Below are 12820 nucleotides of genomic sequence, written 5' to 3' on the forward strand. Positions count from 1 at the left end.
TGTCTGCCAGGTATCGCCAGGTATTCGATGGGGTCGGAGCGCTTCGTTTTCGGGGGCGCCATCTTCGACGCGACATATTTCGCGATCCGTTAAGCGAGTCACAAGCGGACGCGATATTCCCTGAATCTCGAATCACTTCCGCCGGGCTTCGGAGCATTGCGTGAAGCGCCTCACACTCCAACCGTGATCCCGTCGATATCAATGACGGGGCGCCGCGCTGGACTGCCCATCGTGGCGGCGAGACTACACGCGCGCGCGAAGCGCTCGACACTGTCTCTTGGGCGCGACGTATGGCGATTGAGACAGTTAACTGGCTGAAAAGCCGGCCGTATAGTCCCGCCCAATGTCGGGGTACAACCGACTTTGTATCGATACCGCGGGTGACCCTTAAGAGTTTGCCGGAGTCTGCCGAGAGTAGATCGTCTGGCTGTGGGAAAGAGCTGCATGAGCAACATGAAACCAACGAACGGAACTTCCCCGCTCGCGAAAGCAGCCGCGCTAGGCGTGGCATTCGCAACTTTGGCGCTGGGACAACAGGCGTCCGCCGGCCCGCGCGAGCAGGCGCATCGGATGTATCAGCGGCTCACGGGCACATCGCCGTCCGAGCTATTGCTCAACGATCTGGAAGACCAGGTCACGAACCTTGGACTCGCCGGCGCTGCGGCGTACATGCTCGATCCGGAGCTGGACCACTCGAAGGATTTCTACACCGTCACGCTGAAGAACTTCGCCACACCCTGGACCAATCGCGACCAGTCGATCTTCGCGCCGCTGAACGATTACACGGCGACCGTCATCGGCCTGGTGAAAGACGACCGGGACTTCCGCGAGGTGCTGTTCGACGACGTGGTCTACGTCGGCAGCGGTGGCCCGGCGTACTCGCCGACCAGCAACGAACACTATGCGACGCTGGAAAATAACAACGTCGATCTGCGCACGCTGACACGCACCACGCAGTCGTCGCTGAACGGCCTGCCGCCGGAGGCGACGGCCGGCGTCATCACTTCGCGCGCTGCCTCCGAGGCCTTTTTCATCGACGGCACCAACCGCGCGATGTTCCGTTTCACGCTGCTCAATCACATGTGCCGGGACATGGAACAGATCAGCGATACGAGCCTGCCGCCCGACCGCATCCGTCAGGACGTGACCCGCAGCCCGGGCGGCGACAGCCGCGTGTTCAACAACAACTGCGTCGGCTGCCACAACGTCATGGACTCGATGGCGCAGGCCTTTGCTTACTACGACTTCGACGAAACGGCCGGACGGCTGGTGTACACGCAGGGTCAGGTGCAGCCGAAGTACCTGATCAATTCGGACAGCTTCAAGCCTGGCTATGTCACGCCGAACGATGCGTGGGAAAACCGCATGCGTATCGACGGACGCAACGATATCAACGTGCTCGGCTGGGACCCGGCCCGGCCTGGCCGGGGCAACGGCGCCAAGACCTTGGGGCAGGAGTTCGCGTATAGCGACGCCTTCGCCGAGTGCCAGACCGAAAAAGTGTTCCGCAAGGTCTGCTTCCGCGGGCCTACCGCCGCCGAGATTGGAGCCGCCAAGAATGGCGTCTTCTACAACATCGTCCAGAGCTTCGAGAGTGGCGGCAGCCTGCGAACCGTATTCGCGCGGGTGGCTGCCCAGTGTGCTGGCCAGTGAGGCGCGGTGATTCCATGAGCATCAACAGCATCAAGAAACAAATGCGCATCCTGGCCGCGCTCGGCGCATTGGCGCTCGCCGGCTGCAGTGGCGGTTCGAGCACGGAGCAAAACCCGGTGCCGGCTCCGCCCAACGTCGGCGCGGACTATGTCGGCCCCGCCGCCGCGAACGACGACATCCAGGCGTTCCGCAACGAATTCTGGAACAACATCCGTACGCCCGATCGCTGCGGCGGCTGTCACAACGCTACCGGCCAGGCGCCTTCGTTTGCGCGCTCCGACGACGTGAACCAGGCGTATCAGCAGACCACCGGCATCGTGAACCGCGAGAATCCCTCGCTGTCGCTGCTCGTCACTAAAGTTGCCGGCGGTCACAACTGCTGGCGCGGCGATCCGGCGGCGTGTGCAAGCGATCTCACTCGCTGGATCACGGCTTGGGTTGGAGCCACGGGCACGGGCGGCAAGCAGATCACGTTGCTCGAGCCGGAGCTGGTCAATCCGACTTCCGGTAAGCGCCTGCCGGCCGTGCGGCCGGCCAATTTCAACGGCGTCTACGCACTGCTGAATCAGCATTGCTCGGGTTGCCATCAGTCGAACTCGGCGACCGCGCAGCAGCCGTTCTTCGCCGCGGACAATATCGACGAGGCCTATCTGGCGGCGATTCCGAAGATCAATCTCAATGCGCCGGAACAGTCCCGTTTCGTAGTGCGCCTGTTCCCCGAAAGGCACAACTGCTGGACCGACGACTGCGAGACCGATGCCCAGACCATGCTCGAGCAGATTCAAATCCTGGCAGCCGGCATTACCGCCGCGCCGCCGCCGGATGGCGTGCTCAGCAAGGCGCTGACGCTGTACGACGGCACGGTCGCCGCGGGCGGCAACCGTTACGAAGCGAACATGATCGCGTTGTACGAGTTCAAGACTGGCAGCGGCAACATCGCGTACGACACCAGCGGCGTTGCGCCCACGGCCGACCTGGAATTGTCGGTGCCCGGCATCGAGTGGGTCGGCGGCTGGGGCATCAACATCCGCAGCGGCCGCGCCAAGACGTTTGGCGCCGCGAGCCGCAAGTTCAATGACCTGATCAAGGCGACCGGCGAGTACTCGATCGAAGCGTGGGTCGTGCCTGGCAACGTGACGCAGGAAGACGCGCGCATCGTCAGCTACTCCGGTAGCACCGACGTGCGTAACTTCACGATGGGCCAGAACCTGTACAACTATGAGTTCGCCGCTCGCAGCTCCGAGACCGATGCCAACGGCATGCCGAGGCTGATCACCGACGACGATGCGGAACGCTTGCAAGCCTCGTTGCAGCACGTCGTGATGACGTTCGATCCGGTCAACGGCCGTCGCATCTACGTCAACGGCGAATTCACCGGCGATGTCGACGGCTCGGGCGGCGGCTCGCTGGAATCCTGGGACAATACCTTCGCGCTGTACTTCGGCAACGAAGCCAGCGGCGATCGCCAGTGGCAAGGCGTGATCCGCCTGGCGGCCATCTATAACCGCGCGCTGAACCTGCAGCAGATCAAGCAGAATTTCGAAGCCGGCGTCGGCCAGAAGTTCTTCCTGCTGTTCGGCGTCTCGCACGTCGTCGACATGCCAAGGGCCTACATCATGTTCGAGGCCACGCAGTACGACAGCTACGGTTATCTGTTCACCAATCCGAAGTTCATCAGTCTGGACGCGGCGGCCATGCCGGGCAGCATTCCGCTGCAGAGCATGCGCATCGGCGTGAACGGCGCCGAAGCGGAGGTGGGCCAGGCCTATCGCCTGCTGGATCTGACCATCAACGATCAGATGTATTCGGCCGCCACCGGCCAGCTGCTCTCCTCGGTAGGCACGATCATTCCCGCGGAGCAGGGGCCCGAGTTCGACCAGTTCTTCCTGTGCTTCGATAAGTTGGGCGCACAGGAGGATTTCTGTACCCAGTACACCCCGGGCATCGCGATTCCCAGGGTCGGCAGCACCGGCACCTCCGACATCGGCGTGAAGTTGTTCGATGCCATCAACGCGACCATGGCGTCGATCACCGGCGTCGATCCGAACAACGCCGATATCAAGCGCTCGTATAACAACGTGCGTCAGTCGTTGCCGGCGGTGCATGACCTGCAGGGTTATCTGTCATCGCACCAGACCGCGGTGGCGCAGCTGGCGCTGCAGTACTGCAATGTGCTGGTGAATACGCAGAGGAGCAGCTTCTTCCCCGGCGTGGATTTCAGCGCGGATCTCACCCAGCCCGGCGGCTCCGGCAGGATCCCGAATGCCAATGGCCAGGCGGTGCTCGACACTCTGTACTACAAGATGATTGGCACGGCCGCCTCGCAGCTGAGCGACACGGATTTCATGGCGGACGTGGGCGGTCTGATGGGCACCTTGTGCAGCGATCAGGCCTGTAGCGGTCAGCGCACAGCGGATGTCGTGAAGGCCGCTTGCGGTGCCGCTCTCGGTAACGCCGCGACCCTGGTTGAGTAAGAGGCTCATCGCATGTTCATCATCAAGTCACAACGCAAACGTGCTCTCGGCCTGAATGAGCCTTTGAAACATGGCTCGCACAAGAAGCCCGTCACTCGGCGCGATTTTCTCGCGCAGGGTTTTACTACCGGTGCTGCTACGGTGATGGTGCCGGCCCTGAGCACGCTCAGTCCGCGTCAGGCGAAGGCGGCGCTCTCCGGCGATCTTCCCGACCTGGCCGCCCTGACCACGCGCTGCGGCCTTACTGGCGGCGACCAGCGAATCCCGTTCATCTGTTTCGACCTGGCGGGCGGCGCGAATATCGCCGGCTCCAACGTGCTGGTCGGACAGCAGGGCGGCCAGCTGGATTTCCTGAGTACGCAGGGCTATTCCAAACTCGGTTTGCCCGGCAACATGCTGCCGAACAATTCCACCACCAACTTCGTCAACGCCGAGTTCGGCCTGGCATTTCATTCCGACAGCGCGTTCCTGCGCGGCATGCTCGAGAAAACGACGGCGACTACGCGTGCTCGCGTCAATGGCGCGGTGATCGCCGCGCGTTCCGAGAACGACACCGGCAACAATCCTCACAATCCGATGTATGGGCTGGCGAAGTGGGGCGTCAAATCCAATCTGCTGACCCTGATCGGCTCGCAGAACTCCGAGTCGGGCGGCAACTCGATGAGCCCGGCCATGTATCTCAATCCCGAGTTCCGGCCGACCAAGATCGATCGGGTCAGCGATGTGACCGGCCTGGTCGACACCGGCGACGTGGCCGGTATCCTCTCCGACTCCGACACAGTGCGGACGCTGGAGACCATGTATCGCCTCTCCAATCGCAAGCTCGGTAACGTCAGCACCGGGTTGGCCGGCGATGCGGACGTGAAGTCGCAGTTCAAGTGCGCCTATCTCAAGAGTGCCGCCACGGTGGACAAGTTCAGCGATCCCACCTTGCTCAACCCCAGCATCGATCCGGACGTTCTATCGATATTCGGCGCGAACTTCGGCGGCGACCGTGAATTCGAGAAGACCGCGTCCGTGATGAAGCTCGTCATCGACGGCAATGCCGGCGCGGGCACTATCACCATGGGCGGCTTCGACTATCACACCGGCGAACGCGCCACCGGCGAAGAGCGCGATCTGCGCGCCGGCCGTTGTATCGGCGCGTGCTTGGAATATGCGGCGCTCAACAACAAGCCGCTGATGCTTTATGTGTTCAGCGACGGCTCGCTGTCGTCGAATGGCATGATCGACGATTCTGCCGGCGGCCGCGGCAAGGGCCAGTGGACCGGCGACAATCAGCAGACCGCTGCATCGTTCTTCCTCGTGTTCAACCCACTCGGCCGACCCACGCTGTTGGGCGCTGACGCCGCGGCTCAGGCGCGTCACCAGCAGATTGGTTACTACAGCGCCGGAGGCGACGTGGTCACGAGCAGCAGCCCCGCGGCCAACAACGTCAACCTGCTGGTGCAGACCGTGATCCTCAACTACATGGCGCTGCACGGCCAGCAGGGCGACTTCACCAACAAGTTCGGGAATGCGCTGGGCGGGTCCCTCGATGGCCTGACCGCCTTCACTCCCATCGTCACCGGCCCCGTAACCTGATTTTTTCGCGCTGTCGACTGTCAGGCCCGGCTGCCGCCGGGCCTTTTTATTTGCGGCCTTGGCATATTCCGATGGCGAGCCCGACTATTCCGTTTCGTAACGCACTTCAACGAACAGCGTGCGGCCGCGGCCTGGAAAATAACGATAGTTGCCGAAGGCGAAGTCGGCGCGGTCGGCGTAGGCGCGGTCGGTGACGTTGTTGAGACGAACCAGCGCTCGCCAGTTTTCCGTGGCCTGCCAGCTGACGCGCAGGTTCAGCAGGTCGTGGCCCTCGTACTGGTTCGAATTGGAGGCGTCGACGAAGTACTTGCCCACCGATATCCATTCCAATTCCGCCGCCGCCGACGGCAGGAAGCTCCAGTTCAAGCGCGCGGTGTTGATGTGGCGAGGTGCGGTGTCGACGTCGCGTCCGGCGACGATGGTTTCGCCTTGCTCGACGACACGATCGAAGTCGTAAGTGTGCTTCGCGTAGGTGCCAGCGAGCGCCACTGACAGCGTTTCGAGCGGCGCCCACGAGAACTCATACTCGACGCCATCGTGCTCGGTGCGGCCGTCACTGACATTGAAGCCGTTCGAATCGCGGAAGATCACGTTGTCCTTGTCCATCGTGAACGCGGCGAGCGAATAGCCGAGCGGGCCAAAGAAGCCGCGAGCGCCGAGCTCGATGCTGTCGAGACGTTCCGAATCGAGATCCGCAACCGACTGCTGCCGCTGCAATCGATACAGCTCGCTGGTGTCCGGCGCGCGATAGCCACGGGTGCCCGTGACGTACAAGGTGTGATCGTCGGTGATCTCGTAGGTGAGCCCCAGCTTGGACGTCACGTTGCTGAAATCGTCGTTGCGATCTGCTGGACGATTGTAGAGACAGCCGCCGGCGCCACAGGTCGTGCCATCCTCGCGCGTGTTGCCGGCAATCATGCGATTGTCGTATTCGTAATCGACATACTCGTAGCGGACCCCGCCGAGCGCCTTCCAGCGCTGCGCGAACGGTTGCTCGACTTGCCCGTAAACCGCGGCTACTCGACTGTCCACTCGATAGTCGTAATGTTTGCCCGCGGGACGGATGGCATTCGCGGCGGGCGCACCGTCCGTCGCGGGCCCGGGCTGGGTTTCTTTCAGGAAGCCTTGCGCGACTTCGAGATCGAGGCCGGTCAGAAACCGTGTGTTGTTGAACGCGGTGAAATCGAGTGCCGTCAGCACGCCCATCGACTCCTGCCCGTTCTCCTCGAAAGGCTTGCCGATGAGAAAGTGCTGCAGGAAATCCATGCGCGAGTAACGAACATACGGACGCACGGCGAGCTGCATGTTGTCGTTCAGCGGTTGCTCGTAGCGGCCCGTGAGCCGCACGGCATAGGCGTCGCGATACGCTTCCGGATTGGGATTCGACTTCGCGATGGCTTCGTTGCGATAGGCGTTGAAGCCTTGGATGAAGCCTGCCGTTTCCTGGTTCAGGTTGGTCGCGGCCAGATCCAATCCCATCTGCGCATCGCCGCGCCGATGCGTCAGCCCGACATTCAACTTCTGTTCTTCGAGGCCCGAGCTGTCGCGCCAGCCGCCGTCGTGCGAGGCGACCACGACACCGCCGATATCGGTCGCATCGCTCTTGTGGCTCAAGCCGAGTTTGCCGCGGTAGTACTCATCCGGCCCGCCTTCGAGTGCGAGACTGCGCGCCGGCATTTCTCCAGGCTGAGCGGAGATCACATTGATCGCACCGTGCATCGCGCCGGAACCGTAGATCACACCGGCCGGTCCGCGCAGCACTTCGATCGAGCTGGCCTGCTCGCTGTTGACCTCGAACAATTCGTTCACATTGCAGAAGCCGGTGGGACGGATCGGCACGCTGTTCTCCAGAAACAAAAACGTGCCGCACGAGCCCGGGCCGCTGAGCACGGGCGAGCGGATCGCGGTCAGGCTTTCCTCGCCGCTGTTGCGCTGGATCATCGTGCCGGGCGCGCGATTCATGATCTCGCTGTGATGAGTCGAGCCGACGACGGTTATGTCGTTGCCTTTCACGAGCGAGATGCTGCCGGCGAAATCGCGCAGTTGCTCCGCTTCGCGCGTGCCGGTGACGACGACTTCTTCCACGCGTCCGCCGCTGCGCTCGGCGGCCTGAACGGTGGAAATAAACAGCGCCGAGCAACCCAGCAGGGCGGTGGAACCGAAGCGCGAAGCACGCATGATGATGAACCTGTTCATTGAATCGTCAGCGCGCCGGCGGCAGTGCAAAGGCGATCAAATAGTCGCCCTGTTTGGTCTTCAGCCCGCCATGTCCGCCGGCGGCAATCACTACAAACTGGCGCCCGCCGCTCTCGTAACTCATGGGCGTTGCCTGGCCGCCCGCGGGTAGACGGCCTTTCCACAGCTCTCGACCCGTCTCGACATCGAAGGCGCGGAGGTAATTGTCCGTGGCCGCGCCGACAAAGACCAGTCCGCCCGCGGTTACCAGCGGACCTCCCATGTTCGGCATGCCAATGGTCCGGGATGGTACGAACCAGGGCGTGCTGTCCCGGGTGGAGCCAAGCACCACCTGCCAGAGAATGGCGTTGCGCCGCAGGTCGACCGCGGCCAGCGATCCCCAGGGCGGGGCTGTGCACGGCAGCCCGAGCGGCGACGCCAGCATCTCACGACGCATGCCGTAGGGCGTGCCCGTCTGCTGTGCAAACTCCGAGTCTGGATAATTCGCGGACTCGCGCATAGGTTTCAGCTGCTCGCGCGGGACCAGCGTCGCGACCATGGGCACGTGATTGACGGCGGCCAGGATCAGCTGCCGCTCGTGGTCGAACGCCAGGCTGCCCCAGTTCACGCCGCCGACGAAGCTGGGCGACAGAATGGTTCCCTGCAGGCTGGGCGGGGTAAACAGCCCTTCGGAGCGGTATTTACCGATGAGGTCGCGGCACCTGGCACGATCGATCACTGTCAGGCCCCAGGCATCCTGCGGCGTGATGGCGGCGTGCGAGACCAGCGTCGGTGTGGCGGGGAACGGCTGGGTCGGCGCAGCAACTTCGCCGGGCACGTTCGACGCAGGCACCGGTCGCTCCACGATCTCGAACACCGGCTCGCCGGTTTCGCGATCGAACACGAACAGCATGCCGGTCTTGGTGGCCTGCACGACCGCGGGGATGGCTTTGCCCTCGCGCTCGAAGTCGATGAGCATGGGCTGCGCGGCGAGATCGTAATCCCACAGGTCGTGATGAATGAGCTGGCGATGCCAGACCAACTCGCCGGTCTCGGCGCGCAACGCGACCAGCGAGTTTGCGTAGTTGTTCGGACCGGGGCGCTCGCCACCGTAGAAATCCGGGCTCGCCGAACCGGTCGGCACGAAGATCAAGCCGCGGCCCGCGTCGACCGAAAGCATCGACCAGGCATTCGCCGCACCGGTGCGCCGAGCGGACTCGTCAGTCCAGCCCTGTGTCGTTGCCCCTGCGGTCGTCTTCGGAATGGGATCCCAAGACCAGCGTTGCGCGCCGGTGCGGGCGTCGAAGGCGCGCACGATGCCTCGCTCCAACTCGACGCCTCGATTGTCACCGATCGCGGAGCCCGTGACGATCAGGTCGCGATAAACGGCCGGTGGCGAGGTCACCAGATATTCACCGCGTTCAGTCGGCCTCGCACCGGCCGCGAGATCGACGCTGCCGCTGCTGCCGAAATCGGTGCACGGAGCGCCGTTGCGAGCGTCGAGTGCGATCAGTCTCGCGTCCAATGTGCCGATGAAAATCCGTTGCGAGCAGCGTCCATTGGCCTCGGCCGATTCATCGCTCCACCACGCAACGCCACGCGACGTCGCCTCGGCGTAGTGCAGGTGGCGTGGAATTTTTGGATCGTGACGCCAGCGAAATTTGCCGGTGGCGGCATCGAGCGCGATCACGATGTCGGTCGGCGTGCTCACATACAGCGTGTCGCCGACCAGGATGGGCGTCGCTTCGAACGACAACTTCTCGGCGCGCAGAAAGCCGACGCCGAGCTCGCCGGTGCGATAGGTCCACGCGATTTCCAGCTGATCGACATTGCTGGGCGTGATTTGCCTCGACGCTGCGTGACGCGTGCCGCCGGCATCACCGCCGTAAAACTGCCATTGCGCATCGTCGTCGTTGAGCCGCCGATGCGCAGGAGCGGCGAGTGCCTGGCTGGCAACGATGCCGCCCAGCACGACGATGAGGGGGGCGAGCGGGGCGATCCTGAGCAGCATGGCCGGCCGGCGACAGGCGAATGTCATGCAAAAAGCCTAGCGAGCAAGGTTCGATGTCACAAGCTCTGCCCTATAATTTCGACGATGAAGGCCCATCTCGCATGCCGCGCGCGGCGCTTCCCTGCGTCCTTGATCGCGATGTTCATCGCGCTGGTCCTCGGCGCATCGTTGAGATCACCGGTACTGGCGGCAGCCGCGGATCAGTCACGACCGCGTGTCGGTCTGGTGCTGAGTGGCGGCGGCGCACGTGGAGCGGCACATGTCGGCGTGCTCAAAGTGCTCGATGAGATGCGCATTCCCATCGATGCGATTGCCGGCACCAGCATGGGCGCGGTGGTCGGCGGGCTGTACGCGTCGGGCATGCCGGTCGCGGACATTGAAAAGCTGCTGCGCTCGGTGAATTGGGAAGACGCGTTCAAAGACCGGCCGCCGCGAGAAGAGCTGGGTTTCCGCCGCAAGCAGGACGATCGCGAATTCCTGGTGCGTTATGCGCTCGGCGTGACCGATAAAGGTTTCGTCTTGCCGCGTGGCCTGGTTCAAGGACAGAAGCTCGAGCAGGTGTTGCGAAGCGCGTCGCTGCCGGTGGCGGCGATTCAGAGCTTCGATCGTTTGCCGATTCCATTTCGTGCCGTGGCTACGGATCTGGAGACGGGAGAGCCTGTGATTCTGGACTCCGGCGACCTGGTAACGGCGATGCGCGCCAGCATGTCTGCGCCGGGCGTATTTGCGCCGGTCGAGCGCGACGGCAAATTGCTGGTCGATGGCGGGCTCACGGAAAACCTGCCGGTCGAAATTGCGCGGGCGATGAAGGTCGATGTGCTGATCGTCGTCGATGTGAGCTTCCCTCTGTATGCCGCCGAGGATCTGACTTCGCCCATCGAAATCACCAACCAGGCGTTCGCGATTCTGATTCGCGGCCGGACGCGCGAGCAGCGCGCTTTGCTCGGACCGAACGACATCGTCATCGAGCCGCCACTCGGCCGGTTCCCTTCGGCCGATTTTAGTCGCGTTACGCAGGCTTTGGGCGCCGGCGAGGCGGGCGCGCGCGATGAAGCCGACGCGCTGCAGAGGCTCGCGCTGAGCCCAGACGCGTATGTGAGATATCTGGCCACTCGCAACCCTCGGGACGCCAGCCTGCCGACTGTCGAATTCGTGCGGGCCGATCCGCGCTCGATGGAGTACGACGCGCTGGTGAAAGCGACCATGAGCAATCTGGTCGGCAAGGCCATGGATGCGGATCGCGTACGCAGTCGGCTGTCGTCGCTGTACGCGTTGGATCGCTTCGAGTCCATCGATTACAACCTGATCGAAGAGAACGGGCGCGCCGGACTCGAGCTCGACCTGAAGCGCAAGAGCTGGGGACCGAACTACATGCGTTTCGGCTTGAACCTGGAAGACAACTTCGAAGGCACCAGCCGCTACAACGCGGCGGTGCGCTTCATCGCCACCGAGCTCAATCCGCTCGGCGCCGAATGGCTCACGGACATCCAGATCGGCGACAACCCCAAGCTGTTCACCGAGTTGTATCAACCGCTATCGCTGGCCAGCCGCTACTTCATTTCGCCGAGCATCGATTTCGAGGAGCGCAGCGTCTTCCAACTCGGTGGGGATCGGCAGGACCTGCTGGCGGAGTACCGGGTGAGGACGCTGCAAGGCGGCCTGGACGTGGGACGTGAAATATCGAACTGGGGCGAGGTCCGCTTCGGCATGCGACGAGGCACGGGGCGAGCGCGGGTGCTGATCGGCGACCCGACGTTGCCAGTCGATGAGTTCGACCGCGGCGGTTATTTCGCGCGCTTCTCGTACGATCGGCTCGACAGCATTTTTTTCCCGCGCCATGGCCAGCAGTTCGAGTTCCAATGGCGCGGCGAGCGCGAAAGCATCGGCTCGGAAGAGAACCTGAATGCGTTCGAGACTTCGTGGCTGGTGGCGCGCTCGTTCGATCGCCACACGCTGATCTTCTGGCTGGAAGGCGGCACCACGGCTGATGCGGAGTCGGCGCGACCGGAGAATTTTTACTCGCTGGGCGGCTTCTTGAACCTGTCGGGACTGGCGCCCGGCTATCTGGCCGGGCCGCACTATGGGATCGGCCGGCTCATTTATCAGCGGCGCGTGGGCCGGGGCGGCGCAGGCGTGCTCGACTTCCCGGCCTATGCCGGCCTGTCGTTCGAGACGGGCAACACCTGGCTGGATAGCAGCGACGCGAGCTTCGGCGACCTGCGCAAGAACTTCAGCGTGTTCTTCGGCATCGATTCGCCGCTCGGGCCCGTCTACCTTGCGACGGGCTACGACGCCGAGGAGTCGGAGAAGGCGTTCTACCTGTTCCTCGGCCGGACCTTCTAGCGGTTAGCGGTCCACCTTCTCGAACTCCAGCGTCGGGCGATCGCCCGGGCGGAAGTACACATAACGGCCGCTCATCTCCTTGAGCATGCGGTCGCGCTCTTCGCGCGTCGCGTACCAGTGCTCGCGCGTCCAATCCCCGCCAACCAGGTTCTTGAACGGATCGGTGGAGCGCAATTTGACTCGAATGCCGAACTGGCAGTCGCGCGGCAGGGGGCGCGCAAGGTTGTGTTCGTGAGCGATGGGCATGGGCCGGACAGGTTCTAGTGATTTGGACAAGTTCTAAGCGGGCGCGATTTTACCCGGACGGCCGTGAACTCCACCAGCCGCATTCGCCCCGACGACGTCGCAGATTCTTTTTCGCCAAGGTGTCTCCTTCGTGCGGTCTCACTCGTCTTTAAGCCAGGTCCCTCAAAAGCGGGTGCGAATCGCGAATTCGTGGCGCACCTGCAACTTTTGACGACCACGGTTATCGACTCATCCTGTCCATCGGTATCTGATCGTGCGCGACCGTGTCTCATTCATTGCGTAATTCATCCCCTGTCTGACCTAAGTCAGGGTAGCACTGCAACCTTTCGCCGCA

7 protein-coding genes are annotated in these 12820 nt (G+C 63.1%); 4 read left to right on the top strand and 3 right to left on the bottom strand.

The features are described 5' to 3' along the window. The first annotated feature begins 444 nt into the window (after positions 1–444). Genes EK373_RS09020 through EK373_RS09030 form a run of 3 tightly spaced genes read left to right on the top strand, consistent with a single transcriptional unit; the run spans position 445 to position 5711 of the window. Positions 445–1653, top strand: coding sequence for a hypothetical protein (locus tag EK373_RS09020; RefSeq protein WP_198683169.1), 1209 nt, complete (start codon positions 445–447; stop codon positions 1651–1653). Positions 1654–1667: 14 nt separating this feature from the next. Then, the gene (locus tag EK373_RS09025) at positions 1668–4127 is read left to right on the top strand and encodes a LamG domain-containing protein (protein ID WP_198683170.1); all 2460 of its coding nucleotides are present in this window, start codon (positions 1668–1670) and stop codon (positions 4125–4127) included. A 12-nt stretch (positions 4128–4139) separates the two neighbouring features. Beyond that, positions 4140–5711: a general secretion pathway protein GspF gene (locus EK373_RS09030; protein ID WP_129642347.1), complete on the top strand. Its 1572-nt coding sequence runs from the start codon at positions 4140–4142 to the stop codon at positions 5709–5711. 84 nt (positions 5712–5795) lie between these two features. Here the strand turns inward: EK373_RS09030 and EK373_RS09035 are convergent, their stop codons facing one another. Together EK373_RS09035 and EK373_RS09040 are read right to left on the bottom strand one after the other, a co-directional pair. After that, positions 5796–7907, bottom strand: a complete 2112-nt coding sequence (locus tag EK373_RS09035; RefSeq protein WP_129642348.1) for a TonB-dependent receptor — start codon at positions 7905–7907, stop codon at positions 5796–5798. Between the two features lie 7 nt (positions 7908–7914). Further along, on the bottom strand, positions 7915–9924 hold the full coding sequence (locus EK373_RS09040) for a pyrroloquinoline quinone-dependent dehydrogenase (RefSeq protein ID WP_129642349.1): 2010 nt from the start codon (positions 9922–9924) through the stop codon (positions 7915–7917). A gap of 57 nt (positions 9925–9981) precedes the next feature. Here EK373_RS09040 and EK373_RS09045 point away from each other — a divergent pair, with 57 nt between their 5' ends. Next, positions 9982–12240, top strand: a complete 2259-nt coding sequence (locus EK373_RS09045; RefSeq protein WP_157994287.1) for a patatin-like phospholipase family protein — start codon at positions 9982–9984, stop codon at positions 12238–12240. A 3-nt stretch (positions 12241–12243) separates the two neighbouring features. Here the strand turns inward: EK373_RS09045 and EK373_RS09050 are convergent, their stop codons facing one another. After that, positions 12244–12486: a hypothetical protein gene (locus EK373_RS09050; RefSeq protein ID WP_129642351.1), complete on the bottom strand. Its 243-nt coding sequence runs from the start codon at positions 12484–12486 to the stop codon at positions 12244–12246. Positions 12487–12820 lie beyond the last annotated feature (334 nt).

This window comes from Peristeroidobacter agariperforans (assembly GCF_004138335.1).
Taxonomy (GTDB): Bacteria; Pseudomonadota; Gammaproteobacteria; order Steroidobacterales; family Steroidobacteraceae; genus Steroidobacter; species Steroidobacter agariperforans.

What these genes read in the sequence shown, in the direction of transcription:
- EK373_RS09035 (WP_129642348.1), bottom strand. Translation starts at nt 7,907, where the DNA reads ATGAACAGGTTCATCATCATGCGTGCTTCGCGCTTCGGTTCCACCGCC.
- EK373_RS09045 (WP_157994287.1), top strand. Translation starts at nt 9,982, where the DNA reads ATGAAGGCCCATCTCGCATGCCGCGCGCGGCGCTTCCCTGCGTCCTTG.
- EK373_RS09025 (WP_198683170.1), top strand. Translation starts at nt 1,668, where the DNA reads ATGAGCATCAACAGCATCAAGAAACAAATGCGCATCCTGGCCGCGCTC.
- EK373_RS09040 (WP_129642349.1), bottom strand. Translation starts at nt 9,924, where the DNA reads ATGACATTCGCCTGTCGCCGGCCGGCCATGCTGCTCAGGATCGCCCCG.
- EK373_RS09020 (WP_198683169.1), top strand. Translation starts at nt 445, where the DNA reads ATGAGCAACATGAAACCAACGAACGGAACTTCCCCGCTCGCGAAAGCA.
- EK373_RS09050 (WP_129642351.1), bottom strand. Translation starts at nt 12,486, where the DNA reads ATGCCCATCGCTCACGAACACAACCTTGCGCGCCCCCTGCCGCGCGAC.
- EK373_RS09030 (WP_129642347.1), top strand. Translation starts at nt 4,140, where the DNA reads ATGTTCATCATCAAGTCACAACGCAAACGTGCTCTCGGCCTGAATGAG.